Source organism: Paraburkholderia nodosa DSM 21604, from assembly GCF_000519185.1.
In the GTDB taxonomy this organism is placed as follows: Bacteria; Pseudomonadota; Gammaproteobacteria; order Burkholderiales; family Burkholderiaceae; genus Paraburkholderia; species Paraburkholderia nodosa.
Genome location: NZ_JAFA01000040.1, coordinates 54,679 through 73,665 on the forward strand (window position 1 = coordinate 54,679; position 18,987 = coordinate 73,665).

The 18,987-nt window shown below is 66.2% G+C and carries 16 protein-coding genes, 1 tRNA gene and 1 pseudogene; 14 read left to right on the forward strand and 4 right to left on the reverse strand.

Annotated features, from left to right (window positions below):
• Positions 1 to 50 precede the first annotated feature (50 nt).
• The 6 genes from A3CW_RS0136420 to A3CW_RS0136445 all read left to right on the forward strand — a co-directional run bounded on the left by A3CW_RS0136420 (position 51) and on the right by A3CW_RS0136445 (position 6,616).
• The gene (locus tag A3CW_RS0136420) at positions 51 to 1,235 is read left to right on the forward strand and encodes a thiolase family protein (RefSeq protein ID WP_028207939.1); all 1,185 of its coding nucleotides are present in this window, start codon (positions 51 to 53) and stop codon (positions 1,233 to 1,235) included.
• 50 nt (positions 1,236 to 1,285) lie between these two features.
• Complete coding sequence (locus A3CW_RS0136425) at positions 1,286 to 1,720, forward strand: MarR family winged helix-turn-helix transcriptional regulator (protein WP_028207940.1); 435 nt, start codon at positions 1,286 to 1,288, stop codon at positions 1,718 to 1,720.
• A 127-nt stretch (positions 1,721 to 1,847) separates the two neighbouring features.
• The gene (locus A3CW_RS0136430) at positions 1,848 to 3,206 is read left to right on the forward strand and encodes a TAXI family TRAP transporter solute-binding subunit (protein WP_028207941.1); all 1,359 of its coding nucleotides are present in this window, start codon (positions 1,848 to 1,850) and stop codon (positions 3,204 to 3,206) included.
• A 226-nt stretch (positions 3,207 to 3,432) separates the two neighbouring features.
• Positions 3,433 to 4,860: a DUF3300 domain-containing protein gene (locus tag A3CW_RS0136435; protein ID WP_035514998.1), complete on the forward strand. Its 1,428-nt coding sequence runs from the start codon at positions 3,433 to 3,435 to the stop codon at positions 4,858 to 4,860.
• Positions 4,861 to 4,886: 26 nt separating this feature from the next.
• Positions 4,887 to 5,831, forward strand: a complete 945-nt coding sequence (locus A3CW_RS0136440; protein WP_063750898.1) for a DUF2950 domain-containing protein — start codon at positions 4,887 to 4,889, stop codon at positions 5,829 to 5,831.
• A gap of 197 nt (positions 5,832 to 6,028) precedes the next feature.
• The gene (locus tag A3CW_RS0136445) at positions 6,029 to 6,616 is read left to right on the forward strand and encodes a BPSL1445 family SYLF domain-containing lipoprotein (RefSeq protein WP_028207944.1); all 588 of its coding nucleotides are present in this window, start codon (positions 6,029 to 6,031) and stop codon (positions 6,614 to 6,616) included.
• A 109-nt stretch (positions 6,617 to 6,725) separates the two neighbouring features.
• On the opposite strand, the gene A3CW_RS0136450 is transcribed toward A3CW_RS0136445, so the two are convergent.
• Entirely contained in the window at positions 6,726 to 7,949 is a 1,224-nt protein-coding gene (locus A3CW_RS0136450; protein WP_028207945.1) for a YeeE/YedE family protein, read from the reverse strand.
• Between the two features lie 331 nt (positions 7,950 to 8,280).
• Between A3CW_RS0136450 and A3CW_RS48755 the strand changes: the two genes are divergently transcribed.
• Together A3CW_RS48755 and A3CW_RS0136460 are read left to right on the forward strand one after the other, a co-directional pair.
• Positions 8,281 to 9,912, forward strand: a complete 1,632-nt coding sequence (locus tag A3CW_RS48755) for a methyl-accepting chemotaxis protein (RefSeq protein WP_035515000.1) — start codon at positions 8,281 to 8,283, stop codon at positions 9,910 to 9,912.
• 166 nt (positions 9,913 to 10,078) lie between these two features.
• Complete coding sequence (locus tag A3CW_RS0136460; RefSeq protein ID WP_028207946.1) at positions 10,079 to 11,326, forward strand: D-amino acid dehydrogenase; 1,248 nt, start codon at positions 10,079 to 10,081, stop codon at positions 11,324 to 11,326.
• Between the two features lie 28 nt (positions 11,327 to 11,354).
• Here A3CW_RS0136460 and A3CW_RS0136465 read toward each other — a convergent pair whose 3' ends face one another.
• Both A3CW_RS0136465 and A3CW_RS0136470 read right to left on the reverse strand, forming a co-directional pair.
• Positions 11,355 to 12,317 carry a TauD/TfdA dioxygenase family protein gene (locus tag A3CW_RS0136465; protein WP_028207947.1) on the reverse strand — a complete coding sequence of 321 codons (963 nt, stop codon included), beginning with the start codon at positions 12,315 to 12,317 and terminating at the stop codon, positions 11,355 to 11,357.
• A 213-nt stretch (positions 12,318 to 12,530) separates the two neighbouring features.
• Positions 12,531 to 12,607, reverse strand: a tRNA-Val gene (locus A3CW_RS0136470).
• An 82-nt stretch (positions 12,608 to 12,689) separates the two neighbouring features.
• Between A3CW_RS0136470 and A3CW_RS0136475 the strand changes: the two genes are divergently transcribed.
• Positions 12,690 to 12,929: a LysR substrate-binding domain-containing protein gene (locus A3CW_RS0136475; RefSeq protein ID WP_081771981.1), complete on the forward strand. Its 240-nt coding sequence runs from the start codon at positions 12,690 to 12,692 to the stop codon at positions 12,927 to 12,929.
• Here A3CW_RS0136475 and A3CW_RS0136480 read toward each other — a convergent pair.
• Positions 12,926 to 13,729 carry a DNA-binding transcriptional regulator gene (locus tag A3CW_RS0136480; RefSeq protein ID WP_028207949.1) on the reverse strand — a complete coding sequence of 268 codons (804 nt, stop codon included), beginning with the start codon at positions 13,727 to 13,729 and terminating at the stop codon, positions 12,926 to 12,928. The genes A3CW_RS0136475 and A3CW_RS0136480 overlap by 4 nt on opposite strands.
• A gap of 192 nt (positions 13,730 to 13,921) precedes the next feature.
• Here A3CW_RS0136480 and A3CW_RS48760 point away from each other — a divergent pair, with 192 nt between their 5' ends.
• The 5 genes and pseudogenes from A3CW_RS48760 to A3CW_RS0136505 all read left to right on the forward strand — a co-directional run.
• The gene (locus A3CW_RS48760) at positions 13,922 to 15,772 is read left to right on the forward strand and encodes a bifunctional 3-(3-hydroxy-phenyl)propionate/3-hydroxycinnamic acid hydroxylase (RefSeq protein ID WP_035515003.1); all 1,851 of its coding nucleotides are present in this window, start codon (positions 13,922 to 13,924) and stop codon (positions 15,770 to 15,772) included.
• A gap of 2 nt (positions 15,773 to 15,774) precedes the next feature.
• Entirely contained in the window at positions 15,775 to 16,719 is a 945-nt protein-coding gene (locus tag A3CW_RS0136490) for a 3-carboxyethylcatechol 2,3-dioxygenase (protein WP_028207950.1), read from the forward strand.
• Between the two features lie 29 nt (positions 16,720 to 16,748).
• Entirely contained in the window at positions 16,749 to 17,537 is a 789-nt protein-coding gene (gene mhpD / locus A3CW_RS0136495) for a 2-keto-4-pentenoate hydratase (RefSeq protein ID WP_028207951.1), read from the forward strand.
• Between the two features lie 13 nt (positions 17,538 to 17,550).
• The gene (locus A3CW_RS0136500) at positions 17,551 to 18,498 is read left to right on the forward strand and encodes an acetaldehyde dehydrogenase (acetylating) (RefSeq protein WP_028207952.1); all 948 of its coding nucleotides are present in this window, start codon (positions 17,551 to 17,553) and stop codon (positions 18,496 to 18,498) included.
• Positions 18,499 to 18,502: 4 nt separating this feature from the next.
• Positions 18,503 to 18,987, forward strand: a pseudogene (locus A3CW_RS0136505) (4-hydroxy-2-oxovalerate aldolase); the annotation flags it as partial.

Here is an 18,987-nt window from a genome sequence, read left to right on the forward strand (position 1 = left end):
TGCATACATAGAATGTACATGGAACGGCGCATATGAAAGGAGAGTCGACCATGAGTACACGCGAGATCGTTTTGTGCCAGCCGGTGCGTACGGCAATTGGCGGATTCAACGGTGCGTTCAAGGGCGTGCCGGCTACGGAGCTAGGCGCGGCGGCGGTGCGCGAAACGCTCGCGCGCGCGAAGCTCGACCCGGCGCGGCTCGGCTCCGTGGTGCTCGGCAACGTGATCCAGGCGGGCAACAAGATGAATCCCGCGCGGCAGGCCGAGCTTGGCGGCGGCGTGCCGGTTCAGGTGCCCGCGCTCACGGTGAATCGCGTGTGCGGCTCCGGCGCGCAAGCTGTCGCGAGCGCCGCGCAGGAGGTGATGCTGGGTCTTGCCGACGTCGCGCTCGCGGGCGGCATGGAGAACATGGACCGCGCGCCGTATTTGCTGGACGGCGGCCGCTGGGGCTATCGCATGGGCAACGCCGAGATTCACGACAGCATGCTGCGCGACGGCCTCGTCGATGCGTTTTCGGGCCAGCATTCGGGCTGGCATACGGAAGACCTCGTGACGCGGGCCGCGCTCACGCGCGCGGAGCAGGACAACTGGGCTGCGCGTTCGCAGCAGCGCTTTGCTGCCGCCCAGGCGGCGGGACGCTTCAGGGAAGAAATCGTCGCGGTGGAAGTGAAGGGCAAGAAGGGCATGGAGCGCATCGATACCGACGAAGCGCCGCGTCCCGACACGACGCTCGAAGGGCTCGCGAAACTGCGTCCCGCGTTTCGCCCGGACGGCACGATCACGGCGGGCAACGCGCCCGGCCTGAACAGCGCGGCGAGCGCCATGCTCGTGGCGGAGCGCGGCTTCGCCGAAGCCGAGGGGCTCTCGCCGATGGTCAAGCTCGTGGCGTGGGGCGTCGCGGCGGTGGAGCCGGGCCTGTTCGGCCTTGGCCCCGTGCCCGCCGTGCAACTCGCGCTGGGGCGCGCCGGCTGGTCGCTGGCCGACGTCGAGCGCTTCGAGATCAACGAGGCATTCGCGGCGGTGCCGCTCGCGGTCATGAAGCAACTGGGCATTCCCGAGGACATCGTGAACGTGGAAGGCGGCGCGATCGCGCATGGCCACCCCATCGGCGCGACGGGCGCGATTCTCACCACGCGCCTCGCATGGTCGATGCAGCGCGACGGGCTGCGTCGCGGCGTCGTGACGCTTTGCATCGGCGGTGGCCAGGGTATCGCGCTCGCGCTCGAGAAAGTATGATGGCCGGGCCACGTGAGGCGAATTGGACTGGGATACAGGCGGGGAACACGATGACGAAGCGGATCACACGCGAGGAATGCAACTGTTTTGCGCTGCGGCAGGCCGCGCGTTTCGTCACGCAGCTGTACGAGCGGCACCTCTCGCAGGCCGACGTGACGGCCGCGCAGTTCACCATCCTCTCTCGCCTCGCGGGCCGGCCCGACGCCACGGCCGCCGAACTCTCCGACGACCTCGTGATGGACCGCACGACGCTCGTGCGGGCGCTCAAGCCGTTGCAGCGCGACGGCCTCGTGCTCACGGCGGCGGCCGAACACGACACGCGTACGCTGGTCTACCGGCTCTCGGCCGCGGGCTTGCGCCGCTACGACAAGGCGCATGCGTTGTGGCTCGACGCGCAGGCCGAGTTCGAGCAGCACATGAAGCGCGACCGCGCGAAGGCGCTGCGCAGCGAGCTGTTTGCCCTGACGAAGGCCGCCGCGGGCTGACGCGACACTTACGCAAACACACGTTTCGTAAGCTCTCCGGGTAAGGCGGCCACGCCGGCGATCAGATCTGGCGCGAAAATGGCATCATGAGAATTCCAGGAGTCTGACGCTCTGCCGCCGGGTTCTCATGAGACGATATCGACCGCCGCCGCCCAATTTCCTGCGTGACCACGCGCATCCAGCGTGGCGCGATATCGCGTTGACCACGCTGCCCGTGGCCCTGTTCTGCGCGGTGGTCATCGGTCTCGTCTTCTGGCTCGTCGACCCGGCGCCGCCGCGCACGATCACGATCAGCGCGGGTCCGGCCGACAGTTCCTTCATGCAGATGGCGCAAGCCTACCGCGCGATCCTCGCGCGCAACGGCGTGACGCTCAAGATCCTCGAATCGGATGGCTCGGTGCAGAACCTGCAGCGCCTGCTCGATCCGAAGCAACACGTGGACCTCGCATTCGTGCAGGGCGGCGTCGCCGACGGCGTGGACACACGCTCGCTGATGTCGCTTGGCAGCGTGGCTTATTTGCCTATCGTCGTTTTCTATCGCGGCTCGGGCCTCACGCGGCTCTCCGAACTCGACGGCAAGCGCATCGCCATCGGCCGCGTGGGCAGCGGCACGCGGGAACTGGCGCTCAAGCTGCTCTCCGCGAACGGCCTCGACCCCGGCGGCGACTCCACGTTCCTGCCGCTCGACGGCATGGACGCGGCCACGGCGCTCGTCTCCGGCCGCGTCGAGGCCGCGATGCTGAGCGGCGACTCGACCACGCGGGGGCTCATGCTGCGTTTGCTCGACATCCCCGGCATCTCGGTCATGAGCTTCGACGAAGCGGCCGCCTATACGCGGCTCTTTCCGTATCTGGAGGACGTCGACCTGCCGCCCGGCGTGCTCGATCTGCGCAGGCGCCAGCCACGCGAAACGGTGCACCTGATCGGCCCGACGGTCGAACTCGTCGCGCGCGATACGCTGCACCCCGCGCTCTCCGATCTGCTCATCGAAGCGGCGGGCGAGGTGAACGGCGCGCCCGGACTCCTGCAGCGCGAGGGCCAGTTTCCGAGCCCGGCGGTGCACGACTTTCGCGTGAGCGAGGACGCCACGCGCTACTACAAGTCGGGCAAGAGCTTTCTCTATCGCGCATTGCCGTTCTGGCTTGCGAGCGTGACGGACCGTCTGCTCGTGCTGCTGCTGCCTCTGGCCGTGCTCGTGATTCCGGCGTTGCGCGCGATACCGGCGCTGTATCGCTGGCGCGTGCGCTCGCGCATTTATCGCTATTACGGCGCGCTCATCGCCATCGAGCGCGACGCGCTCAAGCATACGAACGAAGAAGAACGGCGCGCGCTGGTCGAAGAACTCGACGAGATCGAGCGGTCGCTCAATACGCTGCGCATGCCGCTCGCGTTCGCCGATGCGTTTTACGTGTTGCGCGAACACGTGGGTTTCGTGCGTATGCACTTGAATGCCGGCGAGTCACCATCGCACTCCAGCGCGGTCTAATTCGTATTCACGATATTGTTACGCTCAACGTAGTTTCCGTCTCGTTGATGCACGTCGCTTAATCGCAGCGTTGCAACACTTCTTCGGTTGACACTGCGAGTCTCGTCCCTTTATTTTTTGTAGCCACGCCGTCGCGGCTTCGAGACAGTGAGGATCGCTTGAGGTTTGCGAATGTTCGATCCCTGCGCGTATCAGAACTATTGTTCGTAACCGGGAGGACCATAACGTGAAAACATCCGGTGCAAGCCAGCGCCTTGCCTGGCTCGTGTGTGCCACACTCGCGGGCGCGCCGCTCTTCGTGGGGCCGCTTGGGCCCACTGCCGCGCTTGCGCAGAACGCGGCGCATCTCTCGAGCCAGCAGCTCGATTCGCTAACCGCGCCCATTGCGCTCTATCCCGACGCGTTGCTCGCGCAGGTCCTCATGGCCGCCACGTTCCCGCAAGACGTGTCCGCCGCCGCCGCGTGGACCAAGTCCAACCCGAACCTCAAGGGCGACGACGCCGTGAAGGCCGTGGCCTCCCAGCCGTGGGACCCGAGTGTGCAGTCGCTCGTGGCGTTCCCGCAGGTGCTCGAAACCATGGCTTCGAAGCCCGACTGGGTCCAGCAGATCGGCAACGCGTTTCTCGCGCAGCCCAACGACGTGATGGACTCGGTGCAGCGCCTGCGCGTGCAGGCGCAGAAGGCGGGCAACCTCAAGTCCAACGAGCAGCAGAAGGTCGTGGTCCAGCCGGCCTCGAGCACCTCGACCACGCAGACCATCGTGATCGAGCCTGCGAATCCGCAGGTGGTGTACGTGCCGACCTATAACCCCACAGTGGTTTATGGCGTGTGGCCGTATCCGGCGTATCCGCCCGTGTATATGCCGCCGCCTCCGGGTTACGCCATTGCGTCGGGTTTCGTCGGCGGGCTCGCGTTCGGCGCGGGCATCGCGGTCGCGAACTCGTTGTGGGGCGGCTTCAACTGGAACAACCATGACGTGAACATCAACGTCAATCGCTACAACAACATCAACGTCAACAACCGCATCAACTCGGCCAACGGCACGGCGAACTGGAATCGCAACGCCAATGTCGAGCGCCGCCAGAACTACAACAACGCGAACCTGAACGGCCAGCGCAACCAGTACCGGGGCTACGACCAGTCGCGCACGCAGGCCATGCAGACCCTGCAGAATCGCACTGGCCAGAACATGAGCGGCAATGCCCAGCAGAGACTCCAGGGCATCCAGGAAGGCGGGCGGCCGAATGCCAACGGCGGCAATGCGCTCAACAATCGCGGGCAAAACGGCGCGCAAAACGCAAACCGCGGCAACGAACTGAACAACCGCGGGCAAAACGGCGCGGCGCAGAGCGCGAACCGCGGCAACGAGCTGAACAACCGCGGGCAGAACGGCGCGCAAAACGCGAACCGCGGGAACGATCTCAACAACCGGGCGCAGAGCACGAATCGCGACAACGCGTTACGCGGCGCGGGCGACGGCGCCAATGCGCGCCTCGAACAACAACGCGGCCAGCAAAGCCGCGAAGCGGTCCAGAGCCATGGCGGCGGCTTCAACGGCGGTGGTGGTGGTGGCGGCTTCCATGGGGGTGGCGGTGGTGGCGGGTTCGGCGGCGGTGGCGGCGGTGGTGGCGCACGTCACATCGGCCGTCGATAACGTTGAACATCATGAGGAGTCTAGAAATGATCCGCATTTCCGCACGCCGCCTGCCACACGACTACGCGCTCGCGCTCGCTACGGCACTCGCGCTCTTTGGCGCGCCCGCGCTGCTGCCGGCCCAGTTCGGTGGCGCAGCCGTCTACGCGCAAGCCGTCTACGCCACGCCTGAAGCCGCCGCGAACGCATTCACCGACGCACTCGCGACCAACGACCAGGGCGCCATGAAGCACGTGCTCGGCAACGATTTCACCGCGTTCATCCCGACGCAAAACATCGGCCAGGACGATATCGATGACTACCTTGGCGCCTGGGCGAAGGGTCATCGCGTCGTACCCGATGCCACGCCGGTTGCCGGCAAGGCGAGCGCTCACGTCGAGGTGGGCGACAGCGGCTGGACGCTGCCCATCCCCATCGTGCAGTCGGGCAAGGGCTGGCATTTCGACCCGCGCGAAGGCGCAAGCGAAATTCTCACGCGCCGCATCGGCCGCAACGAGCGTGCTGCCATGCTCACCTCGCTCGCCTACGTCGACGCGCAGAACGACTATCGCAAGCTCACGCAGCACTATGCGCAGCGCCTCGTGAGCACTCCGGGCACGCACGACGGTTTGTACTGGCCGGTCGAGCCGGGCGAGACCGAAAGTCCGCTCGGACCGCTCGCGGCAGCCATGCCGGGCAACGCGAAGATCACGCCGACCGAGGGGTATCACGGCTATCACTTCCGCATTCTCACTGCACAGGGGCCGCACGCCAGTGGCGGTGCGCGCGGCTATCTCGAGAACGGGGACCTGAGCGGCGGCTTTGCGCTCGTGGCCTGGCCGGCGCAATACGGCAAAACCGGTGTGATGAGCTTCATCATCAATCAGGACGGTCAGCTTTATCAGAAGAACCTCGGGCCGAACGGCGCGCATACGGCAGCGGCGATCAAGGCATTCGATCCCGACTCGTCCTGGCAGGCCACCAAACCCTGATCGGCGATCCGCCGTGCGTCGGGCGGCATGATTGCTGACGTCGCTCGCTAACGGACGCTTTACACGGAATTCGGGCACAATCCAGCCACGGCGACGTGGCTGTCGCCCGATGCGGGCTCTGGCCAACGGAAGCGGAGAGGTCGGGCATGTGGCTTGCTCAAACTTCCCCGCACTCTCATTCGTGTGGAGATAACCAAATGCAACGACGCAACTTCATGCTAACGGCGGCGGTGACCCTTGCCTCGGGCGGTCTCACGCTCGCGGGCTGTACCACCACGACGAATTCGAATTCCACGGCGTCGCAGAATATGTCCAAGCGGCAGTCGATCGACGCGTCTGTGGACGGCACTCTCTCGCGGCTGTATTCGACCGTGAAAGGCTCGCACGAGCTTCTCGCGAAGTCGCGCGGCGTGCTGGTGTTCCCCGAAGTGCTGCAGGCCGGCTTCATCGTCGGCGCGCAGTATGGCGAGGGCGCGTTGCGCGTGGGCGGCGCCACGGTCGGCTATTACAGCACCGCGTCGGGCTCGTTCGGCCTGCAGGCCGGCGCTCAGTCGAAGGCGCTCATTTTCGCCTTCATGACGCAGGACGCGCTCGACAAATTCCGCGCGACGGACGGCTGGGCGGCCGGCGCCGACGCTTCGGTCGCGCTCGTGACCGTGGGTGCGAACGGCGTTATCGACACCAACACGGCCACGCACCCGGTGGAAGCCTTCGTGCTGACCAACGCGGGCCTGATGGCCGACGTCTCGCTGGCGGGCACCAAGGTCACGCGTCTGAACATCTGATAAGGCGCGCTCCGGTAAAAAGCGCCGGATCATGTAAAAAGGGCAAGGCGATCAAGCCTTGCCCTTCGTCATTTCTGTGCGCCCCGAACGGGCTAAGCCGCGTACGGCCTCAGCAGCCCGTATTCTTCACGCGCTCGACTTCGAGGCCGAACAACGGACGCAGCTTCGTGCCGAGCACATTGCCCGCGAACGCGCACACGAGCCAGAGCCAGCCGTGCAGGCTGCCCGAGACGATGCCGCTGAAATACGCGCCGATATTGCAGCCGTAAGCGAGGCGCGCGCCATAGCCGAGCAGCAGCCCGCCGATCACGGCCGCCACGAGCGAGCGCAGCGGAATGCGCCACACCGGCGCGTAGCGGCCCGCGAGCGAGGCCGCGGTCATGGCGCCGAGCACGATGCCGATGTCCATGACCGTGGTGACGTCGTGGCTCGCCGGCGCGGCGAGCGCGGCGGCGTTCGGGCCGGCCATCCAGTACTTCCAGCTCGCCACGTCGATGCCAAGCGTTGCGAAGCCTTTCGCGCCCCACAGCGCGAACGCCGAGGTCACGCCCCAGGGGCGGCCCGAGAGCGCGAGCGTCGCGAAATTCAGGATCGCGAGCGCCACCGCGCCGGCAAGCAGCGGCCACGGGCCATGCAGCCACGGCGAGGTGTGCGGCGCGCGCGGCTCGTTGACGAGACGGCCGTGGCGGCGCTTCTCGACGACCACGGTGAGCGCGGCGATCAGCGCGAACACCGCGAGGTTGAGTGCAATGGCGGGCGCGGCGCCGAGCGCGTTCACGAACGAGAACGGCTTCAATTGCGGCATCGACGTCCAGAACGGCATGTGCGCCGTGGCGACCACGGAGCCCACGATAAAGGCGATGAGCGTCACGACCATGCGCGTGCTGCCGCCACCGACGGTATAGAGCGTGCCCGAGGCGCAGCCGCCGCCCAGCTGCATGCCCACGCCGAACATGAACGCGCCGACGATGACCGACGTGCCCGCAGGCGAAACGAGCCCCGTGACCGGATGGCCGAACAGCGAACCTGCCGCGAGCGCGGGGAAGAACAGGAGGACGCCGATCGCAAGCATGACCATCTGCGCGCGCAGGCCGGCGCCGCGCCCGTCGGCGATGAATACGCGCCACGCCGAGGTGAAGCCGAACGCCGCGTGATAGAGCGTCATGCCGAGCAGCGCGCCGACCACGTAGAGCGCCGCCTGACGCCCGCTCACGGTCTGCGCGAGATACACCGCACCGAGCGCGACGAGCAACAGCGCGATGCCTAGCGGCCTGGGATTAATGGAGTCAAGTCGGCGCGGCGCGCGCGCGAACGGCGTGGAGAGGTCGGACATGGGAGCGGGGCAGCCTGGAAAGCCGCCAGGAAAAACAATCGGCGAAAGCAAAACGATAGCACGAATAGCAAATCGATCTGGCCGAGCCCCCGGGCCGGCTTTTCGCGACTCGCGTCGGGCCATGAGAAATCGCCACAAACCCCATTCAGACGGGACTTTCCCAGACATTGGGACGAACCCGCGCCAACCCTCGCGTAGCCCTGCGCTCATCATGGATTTCCCCTATGCAGCGCCGCGCGCCGTCTGCCGTTACGCGAGACGAGGTGCGAAGGCGCGTCGGGCCGCGCGGATTCGCACTGGCTGGAAGATAAAAAAACGCAACGGAGACCTCATGCTGGGAAACATCACCATTCGCCGCGGGCTCACGCTCGTTATCGGTATCTTCGTCGCGTTTCTGCTGACGGTGATCGGCGTGTCGTATGGCGCGCTCAAGATCACCAACGACAGCCTGCACGACGCCCAGCGCGGCGCGCAGTCGCTCGACGCCCTCAAGACCAGTTCGGAACGCCTGCTCCAGGTGCGCCTCGCGCTCGGCGGCTACGAGACGCTCTTTAGCGTCGGCAAGGCCACGGACGGCCTGCTCGACAAGGCGCACCAGGTGCTCGTGAATTCGAACAAGGAGTTCGCGCTCTACAGCGCCGGCCCGTTCGACGACCCCGAAGAGGCGCGCCTCGCCCAGGCCGTGAGCAGCGCGCGCGAGGCGCTCGTCTCGCAGGCGCTCGAGCCCGAGTACAAGTCGCTCGTCGACAACGATTTCAACACCTTCCGCACGATCCAGGGCGAAACCGCCGACCGCTACTACGGCGCCTACGCGAAGGCGATCGACGCGCTCGAGAGCTGGCAGGCCGCGCGCCAGCAGCAGGACGCCGACACCGCCGCGCAGCGCTTTCGTCTGTCGCTCATCGTGTTCGGCCTGATCGGCGTGGTGGGCGTGGCGATCGGCGTGTTCGCGCGCGTGGGGCTCGCCGCCGCCGTAGTCAAGCCGGTGAACCATGCGATTCGTCATTTCGAGCGCATCGCCGCGGGCGACCTCACGGTGGACGTGCGGGTGCGCTCGAAGAACGAAATGGGCCAGTTGCTGGGCGCGCTGCAGACCATGCGCGACGGCCTCGTGGGCACCGTCTCGCGCGTGCGCGGCAGCACGCACGAAATCACGCAGGGCGCGAAGCAGATCGCGTCGGGCAACGTCGATCTCTCGGACCGCACGGCGCAGCAGGCGGCGGCGCTCGAAGAAACGGCGGCGAGCATCGAAGAGCTTTCGGCGGCGGTGCGTCAGAACACTGACGGCGCGAAGGAAGCGAGCGGGCTCGCCCAGACCGCGCTCGAAACGGTCACGCGCGGCGCCGACGTGGTGGCCCGCGTGAACGCGACGATGAGCGACATCACGGCCTCGTCGCAGAAGGTGGAGGAGATCACCGGCATCATCGAGGGCATTGCGTTCCAGACCAACATCCTCGCGCTCAACGCGGCGGTGGAGGCGGCGCGCGCAGGCGAGCAGGGTCGCGGCTTCGCGGTCGTGGCGAGCGAGGTGCGCAGCCTCGCGCAGCGCTCGGGCACGGCGGCCAAGGAGATCAAGGAGCTGATCGCGGCCTCGGCGGCGACCGTCGGCGCGGGCGCGCGCCTCGTGGAAGACGCGCGCCGCACCATGGACGAGGCGCGCAGTGCGGTGGCGCGCGTGCGCGGGATCATGAGCGAGATCGAGACCGCGACGCACGAGCAAAGCGATGGCATCGAGCAGGTGAACCGCGCGATTGCGCAGATCGACGAGGTCACGCAGCGCAATGCGGCGCTCGTGGAGGAAGCGGCGGCGGCCGCGCAGTCGCTCGAATCGCAGGCCGATTTGCTGCGCGAGGCCGTGGCGGTGTTCAATCTGGGTGGCGCGGGGCAGGCCGGTGCGCGCCCGCCGCATGCCGCGGCGGCCGACCCGCGCGCGGCCCGCGGGAGCGCGCCGGCGCTGGCCTGAGCCAGCCGTTGCGGGTTGTCCTTGCCGTTGCAGGGACAACTTCCGGCCGTTTTAACCTGAGGTTATACCCCGCGCGCAATTCGCAATTGAGTTCCCCATCGTTCCCGGCGAGACTGGCGGCATAGGCCGTCAGGGTTTGGCCGTCAGCGAAAGAGAACAACGGATCATGCGAGTTTGTGTTTTGGGCGGTGGGGTAATTGGCGTGAGCACGGCGTACGCGCTCGCCCGCGATGGACACGAGGTCACGCTCGTCGAACGCCATGCCGACGTCGCGCGCGAAACGAGCCACGCCAATGGCGGCCAGCTCAGCTACAGCTACGTCGCGCCGCTCGCGGACCCCTCCGTGCTGCCCAAGCTGCCGCAATGGCTCTTCTCGCGCGACGCCGCGCTGCGTTTCGTGCCGCGGCTCGATCCGCACCAATGGCGCTGGTGCGCCGCATTCCTGCGTGCGTGCACGCGCGCACGCAGCCGCGCGACCACGGCCGAACTGCTCGGCCTCGGCTTTTTGAGCCAGCGTCTCATGCACGAGGTGGTCGAGCGCGAAGCGCTTTCATTCGACTACGTGCGCAACGGCAAGCTCGTGGTGTATCGCGACGAGGAAGGTTTCGCGGGCGCACGCCGCCAGGCGCAATACCAGGCGAACCTGGGCTGCGTACAGCACGCGCTCGACGGCGCGGCGTGCGTCGCGCTCGAACCCGCGCTCGCGCATATCGGTGCAGGGATCGTGGGCGGCATTCACACGCCTGGCGAAGAGGCCGCCGACTGCGATCAGTTCACGCGCGGCCTCGCCCGCGCGGCGCAGCGCGACGGCGCGACCCTGCAACTTGCCACCGAGTTTTCTGGACTGCGAACGAAAGGACTGCGGGTGCTCGCCGCGCAGACCTCGCAGGGCGACATCGAAGCCGACGCCTTCGTCGTGTGCCTCGGTTTCCAGAGCCAGCCGATGCTTGCCTCGCTCGGCGTGCACGTGCCCGTGTATCCGCTCAAGGGCTACAGCCTCACGCTCCCCAACGCGAATGCGCAAGGCGCGCCGCGCGTTTCGGTCACGGATGCGCATCACAAGGTCGTCTATGCCCCGCTCGGCGAGCGCCTGCGCATTGCGGGCATGGTCGATCTCACGGGCATGAGCCCGCACGCCGACGACGCCCGCATCGCGCTGCTCACGCGCCAAGCGCGCGAAACCTTCCCCGACGCCGGCGACTACGAAGCCATTCAGACGTGGACCGGCATGCGTCCCGCCACGCCGGACAGCAAGCCTGTGATTGGCGCCACGCACTTTCGCAACCTGTGGCTCAACACGGGGCACGGCGCGCTCGGCTTCACGCTCGCGCTCGGCAGCGCGCAGCTGCTCGCCGATCTGCTGGCGGAGCGCGAGTTGCCGATCGACGGCGACGCCTTCGCGCCGGGCCGCTGACCTCGCGCACCGATTTATCAACGAGGCGTTACTGCAGCGTCGCGCCTTCCTCGCGCACGACCACGCTCGTGCGTCCGTCGATGCTCACCGGCACTTCGCCGCGCACGGTCGCGCGCCGGACGATGCGTCGCGCGTCGCCGTAGTCGTTGATCGCGTAGTGCTGCGTGGCGCGATTGTCCCAGATCGCGACGTCGCCTTCCTGCCAGTTCCAGCGCACTGTGTTTTCGAGCCGCGTGACATGCTCGTGGAACACCTGCAGCAGGTGCGCCGAATCGAACGACGAGAGACCCTTGAGCCGCTGCACGAAGTGGCCGAGCACGAGCGTGCGTTCGCCCGTTTCCGGATGCACGCGCACCACGGGATGTTCGGTTTCGTAGAGCTTCGACGTGAAGACTTCGCGGTAACGCTTGAGCTGCGCGCTGTCCGCGTTCGTGTGCGTGGACGCGTAGTCGTAGGCATTGGTGTGGAGCGCCCAGAGCGTATCGGCGAGCGCGCGCAGCGGCTCGGGCAGTTGCGCGTACGCGGCGGCCGTATTGGCCCACACCGTGTCGCCGCCAAATGGCGGAATCACTACGGCGCGCAGGATCGAGACTTTCGGGTAGGCGTCGACGAAGGTGATGTCGGTGTGCCACGAGTTGGCGCGCGCGCCGTGCAGCGAATCGAGTTCCAGCAGGCTGCCGCCTTCCACCGAGGGCACCGTGGGGTGCGCGACCGTCTCGCCGAAGCGCCGCGCGAAGGCTTCCTGTGCGGTATCGTCGAGATGCTGCTGGCCACGGAAGAACAGCACTTTGTGACGCAGCAGGGCGGCGTTGATCGCGTCGAACGTGGCGCTGTCGAGATCGGCGTGAAGACGCACGCCGTCGATGCGCGCGCCAATGCGGCCCGCGACCTGATGGAGGTCGAGTGCGATATCGGCGTGTTGCTTCGTGCCGGCATGCAGATGCGCGGACGGAACGGAAACGGCGGGGCGCTGCGTGTGAACGTCGGACATCGAAAGTCTCCTCGGCTGGACGTGGAACGCCCATTCAAGCAGGCTTGCACCGCGAGAAGAACTGACGATTTCTGCGAAGCTATGCGCGCGGCGGCGCGCTATGGATAGCTGCGTGCGTGATTAGCACGCACCAAAAGAAAATGACGCAGACCCGCGAGGGAATGCGTCATTCAGAAGATGCTGCAAGGTACAGCTTCTTTACTGCATGTTCGTTGGTAGGCTCGATTGGATTCGAACCAACGACCCCCACCATGTCAAGGTGGTGCTCTAACCAACTGAGCTACGAGCCTGTCGAGGCGCGAATTATAGAGACACTCGCGCGCGCTTGCAAGCGCTTTTCTCGAATCGGGCGAAACGCCGTGTCTTCACGGGATCGAGCGCAAGGTGGCTCAGGTCGCGACCAATATTCTGCTCAATCTGAATCTCGTGGGGATGGGGCTCGGTTATGCGCTCCTGCCCGCGTATGTCTCGTCGCTCACGAGCCGCGCGATCTGCACGCGCCCGCTCGAAGGCGAGCCGCCCACCATCGACTTGCTGATGGTGTCGCGCAAAGAGCCGCATGCCGCGGAGCTCGAAGCGTTGTTCGAACTCGTGCGCGAGAACGAGGCTTAACGCTTCGTGTTGTCCTCCTGCGCCTCTAACGCCGTCACCATTTCCTGCGCGGCGCGCTGCAACTCGGGCACGAAGCGGCGCACGGCCTCCGCCGGATTGATGGCCTGCTCCAGGTAGATCACATTCAGGCTCGCGAGCACGCGCCCATGTGCCTCGATGGCCGTTGCGAGCGCACCGATCTTGCGCTGGTCCGCCCAGTCGCCGTGGTTCGAGCCGAAGCCGTCTGCGCGTGTCTGGCGCACGAGATTGCGGATATAGGCCGTGTCGCTCGCGAGCTTTTGCTGTTGCTCGCCGCCCGCACCCGCGCGTAACAGTTCCAGGATGTCTTCGCGCTCCGCCTCGGGACACATCGCAAAGTACACGCGGCCGGCCGCCGTGAGCAGGATCGGCAGGCGGCGGCCCACCATCGCGCGGTGAAACGAAAGCGGGCTGAAGCGGTGCGTGGTCTCGCGTATCACCATGGAGTCGCCATCGGGCGTCGTGAGGTCCGATGGCCACACGGTGCGCTGGAGCATTTGCGCCATGATCGGCGGCGCGATGGTCGCGATCAGCTCGTCGTCGGTGAAGCCTTCGCTCAGGCCGCGCACGTTCATCGTCAGACGAAAGCTGTCGTCGGAAGCGCTGCGGCGCACGAACTTCTCCTCGACCAGGGTTTCCAGCAGACGCCTCACCGTCGTGCGATGCAGGCCCGTTGCTTCGCTCAGCTGCTGGCTCGTGGCGCGCCCGTTCTCCATGGCGTTGAGCGCCTGGAGCACCTGCAGGCCGCGCGCCAGCCCCCGCACGTTTGCATACTTCGTCATCAAAAACTCCTTAAAAATCAACTGTGTGCATTCTATGCACATTTCTCTAAAAATGTTGAGCGCGCATCGGGCGGAACCTAGACTCGCTTCCATTCACCGCACTGTGACAAACCGTCCAACCGGGTGATCCGTTTTCAGGCACCCCCTGTCAGCATCCGCAGCGGCTCCATAAGCCGCGCGAGAAGGAGACACATGAACACCCCCCTCGCCCACGAGGCGGATACCGTCCGCCCTCGCCAGATTGCCACCGACGTCGCCATCATCGGCGCGGGTCCGGTCGGCCTCATGATCGCCAATATTCTCGGCCTGCAAGGCGTGCGTGTCACGCTCGTCGAGAAGCTCGACCAGATCATCGACTACCCGCGCGCCATTGGTCTGGATGACGAAGCATTGCGCGTGTTCCAGTCCATTGGTCTGGCCGATGCGCTGCTGCCGCACACCACGCCCGACCACTGGATGCGCTTCGTCACGAAAGACGGCCATTGTTTCGCCTCGATCGAGCCGCGCACCGACGAATTCGGCTGGCCGCGCCGGAACGCGTTCATTCAGCCGCTCGCTGACCGCGTGCTGTATGAAGGGCTCGCGCGCTTCGAGCATGTGGACGTGTTGTTCGGCCACGCGGTCAACGCATTCGAGCAGGACGCGCAGGGCGTGACGGTCGACGTGAGCGACGCGAACGGCGAGCGCCGCACGATCCGTGCAGCGTACCTCGTGGGTGCGGACGGCGGTAACAGCTTCGTGCGCCGCGCGCTGAACGTGCCCTTCGAAGGCCGCACGAAACCGAATCAATGGATCGTGGTGGACGTGCGCAACGACCCGATCGGCTCGCCGCATATCTACATGCATTGCGATCATCAGCGCCCGTATGTGTCGGCTGCGCTGCCGCACGGCATTCGCCGCTTCGAATTCATGGTGATGCCGGGCGAGACGGAGGAAGAACTCTCGAAGCCCGGGAACATGGCCGCGCTGATCCGCAAGGTGGTGGCGGACCCCGACAAGGTCGACTACATCCGCAAGCGTGTGTACACGCACAACGCGCGCCTCGCCGAAACGTTCCGCGTGGACCGCGTTCTGCTCGCGGGCGACGCCGCGCACATCATGCCCGTGTGGCAGGGCCAGGGCTACAACAGCGGCATTCGCGACGCGAACAACCTGGGCTGGAAGCTCGCGATGGTCGCGAAGGGCCAGGCCGATGGCCGCCTGCTCGACAGCTATACCGTGGAGCGCCGCGCGCACGCGCGCTCGATGATTCACCTCTCCGAAGTGGCGGGCGATATCTTCGCGCCCACCACGCGCTTCGGCGCCCGCTTTCGCGACACGTTCGTGCGTTACATGAATGTGTTCCCCGCGGTGAAGCGCTACTTCGTGGAAATGCGTTTCAAGCCGATGCCGCGCTATGAAGCGGGCGTCGTGCTGCTGCCGGTGCCGCAAAAGACGGGCGGCTGGTTCGCAAGCCTGCTGGAACGCTCGGGCAACTCGGCGCCGGGCCGTCTGCTCGGCCTGATGAGCCAGAAGCGCGACTCGCTGATCGGGCGCCTCGCGTATGGCCGCGATCCGCTCGCGGCTTCGCCCGTGGGCCGCATGTTCATCCAGCCGCGCGTGCGTCTTGCCGATGGCCGCGTGGTGCGCCTCGACGACGCGATCGGCAACGGCTTCGCGGTGCTCGCCTGGGGCGCGGACCCGACCTTCGGCCTCACGCCGCAAGCTCGCGCGCTGTGGGAGCGCCTTGGCGCGCGCTTCGTCTTCGCGAAGCCCGACGTGCAGCTCGACTACGCCGACGACGTGCCCGAGGGCGTGCTCGCGCTCGGTGACGTGCAGGGCCGCCTGAAGGAGTGGTTCAGCCGTCTGCCCGAATCTGTCGTGCTGCTGCGCCCGGACCGCTTCGTCGCGGGCGTGTGCACGCCGCAACAGGTTTCGGACGCGATCGTCGAACTCGCGGGCAAGCTCGGCATGACTGACGCCGCCTTGCATGGGGCGAGCGCCGCTGCCCCGCAACACCGTCCCGCGCGCGGCGTGGCCGTTGCGCGCACCGCAGGAGCATGAGCATGCCGATTCACCTCGAATGTCTGTCACATACGCCGTTGCATGGCTATTTCGATCCGCTGCCTGGCGTGGTGGCGGAAGTCGAACGGGTCGGCCGCGCCGCGCGCGAACGCGTGGAGGCCTTCAACCCCGATGTGATCGTGGCGTTCGCACCCGATCACTTCAACGGTTTCTTCTATGACGTGATGCCGCCGTTTTGCATCGGCGCGCGTGCCGAGGCCCTCGGCGACTTCAAGAGCATGGCCGGTACGCTGCCGGTGCCCGAAGCCCTTGCGCACAAGCTCGCCGAAAACGTGCTCGACGCCGATATCGACGTGGCGCTCTCATACCGCATGCAGGTCGATCACGGCTGCGCGCAGGCGCTGGAAGTGCTCACGGGCGGCCTTGACCGCTACCCGGTGATTCCGGTGTTCATCAACTCCGTGGCGCCGCCCATGGCGACGCTGCGCCGCGCGCGTCTGCTCGGCGATGCGATTGGCCGCTTCTTTTCCCGCAGCGACAAGCGTGTGCTCGTGGTGGGCTCGGGCGGTATTTCGCATGAACCGCCGGTGCCGGAACTGCTCGGCGCGACGCCGGAAGTGGCCGAACGCCTGATCGCGGGCCGCAACCCCTCGGCGGATTCGCGCGCCGCGCGCCAGGCGCGCACCGTGGCCGCGGCGAAGTCGTTCACGGCGGGCGACAGCCATCTGCATCCGCTCAACCCCGAATGGGACCGCGCGTTCCTCGCGCGCCTCGAGTCGGGCGAATTGACTTCCGTGGACGGTATGACCAACGCGGCCATTACGCGCGACGGCGGCAAGTCGGCGCACGAGATCCGCACGTGGGTCGCGGCATTCGGCGTGCTGGCCGCTTACGGCCCGTATCGCGCTTCGCTCGATTACTACCGCGAAATTCCCGAGTGGATTGCGGGTTTCGCCACCATGCATGGCACGCCCGACGCGGTTTGATAGAACAGTACGGACTCCGGAGAATCAACATGTCAGATTCGAAACTCGTCGCGGCGCTGGCCGCGCGCCTGCACGAAGCCGAAGCCTCGCGCAACGTGATCGAACCAGTGCGCGGCGAGATCGCTTTGGACGATATCGCCACCGCTTACGCCGTTCAGCAAGCCAATGTCGATCTGCGCATGGCGACCGGCGAGCGCATCGTGGGCCGCAAGATCGGCCTCACGTCGCTCGCAGTGCAAAAGCAGCTGGGTGTCGATCAGCCTGACTTCGGCGCGCTGTTCGCGTCGATGGCCTATGGGGATGCTGAAGCGATTCCGCTCTCGCAACTGATCCAGCCGAAGGTGGAAGCGGAAATTGCGCTCGTGCTGGAGCACGATCTCACGTTTGAAAAGCACACCTTCGTCGATATCCTGCGCGCCAGCGCCTATGCGCTCGCGGCCATCGAAGTGGTCGACAGCCGCATCCAGAACTGGGACATCCGCTTCGTCGATACGGTGGCCGACAACGCCTCGAGCGCGCGCTTCGTGGTGGGCAGCCGCCCGGTGCCGCTCTCGCAGATCGACTTGACCGCTTGCGCCATGGAACTCTCGCGCGACGGCGATGTGCTCTCGCGCGGCAACGGCGCCGCATGCCTCGGCAATCCGCTCAACGCCGCCGTGTGGCTCGCCGACCGCATGGTCCAGCTCGGCACACCGCTGCGTGCGGGCGACGTGGTGCTCACGGGTGCACTCGGGCCCATGGTCGCCGTGAAGGAACCCGGCACGTACACCGCGCAGATCGAAGGCCTCGGCAGCGTTCGCGCGACTTTCTCCGCCTGATACAGGAATTCATATGGCTTCCGAAAAACTCAAGGCCGCGATCATCGGCTCCGGCAACATCGGCACGGATCTGATGATCAAGACCCTGCGCAACAGCAAGCATCTGGAGATGGCGGCGATGGTCGGCATCGACCCGAACTCCGATGGTCTTGCGCGTGCCGCGCGCCTCGGCGTGGCGACCACGCATGAGGGTGCGGAAGGGCTCACGCGCCTGCCGTGCTTCAACGACATCGACTTCGTGTTCGATGCGACTTCCGCCGGCGCGCACGTGAAGAACGACGCGCTGCTGCGCACGTTCAAGCCTTCGATTCGCGTGATCGACCTCACGCCCGCTGCCATCGGCCCGTACTGCGTGCCGGTCGTGAACCTCGACGCACACATCGAAGCACCCAACGTCAACATGGTGACGTGCGGCGGCCAGGCCACGATTCCGATGGTGGCGGCCGTGTCGCGCGTCGCGAAGGTCCACTACGCCGAAATCGTCGCGTCGATCAGCAGCAAGTCGGCGGGCCCCGGCACGCGCGCCAACATCGACGAGTTCACCGAAACGACGTCGAAGGCGATCGAAGTGGTGGGCGGTGCGGCGAAGGGCAAGGCCATCATCGTGCTGAATCCGGCCGAGCCCCCGGTCATGATGCGCGACACGGTTTATACACTTTCCGAAATGGCTGACCGCGAGAAGGTCGAGCAGTCCATCGAAGCGATGGTCGCGAAGGTGCACGCCTACGTGCCGGGCTATCGCCTGAAGCAGAAGGTGCAGTTCGACGAGATTCCCGCGAACGCGCCCTTGAATATTCCGGGTCTCGGCAAGTTCAGCGGCCTGAAGACCTCGGTATTCCTCGAAGTGGAAGGCGCCGCGCATTATCTGCCCGCTTACGCGGGCAATCTCGACATCATGACTTCCGCCGCGCTCGCCACCGCCGAACGCATGGCGCAGACGCTTCTGAGCGTGGAGGGATAAGACCATGAGCAAGAAACTCTATATCTCCGACGTGACGCTGCGCGACGGCAGCCACGCCATTCGCCATCAGTACTCGATCCAGAACGTGCAGGACATCGCCCGCGCGCTGGACCGTGCGAAGGTGGACAGCATCGAAGTCGCTCACGGCGACGGCCTGCAGGGTTCGAGCTTCAACTACGGCTTCGGCGCGCACAGCGACCTGGAATGGATCGAAGCCGTGGCCGACGTGGTCACGCATGCGCAGATCGCCACGCTGCTGCTGCCGGGCATCGGCACGATTCATGACCTGAAGGCCGCGTACAACGCCGGCGCGCGCATCGTGCGCGTGGCCACGCACTGCACGGAGGCCGACATTTCGAAGCAGCACATCGAATACGCACGCGAACTGGGCATGGACACCGTGGGCTTCCTGATGATGAGCCACATGACCACGCCGGAAAACCTCGCGGTCGAAGCGAAGAAGATGGAAAGCTACGGCGCGACCTGCAT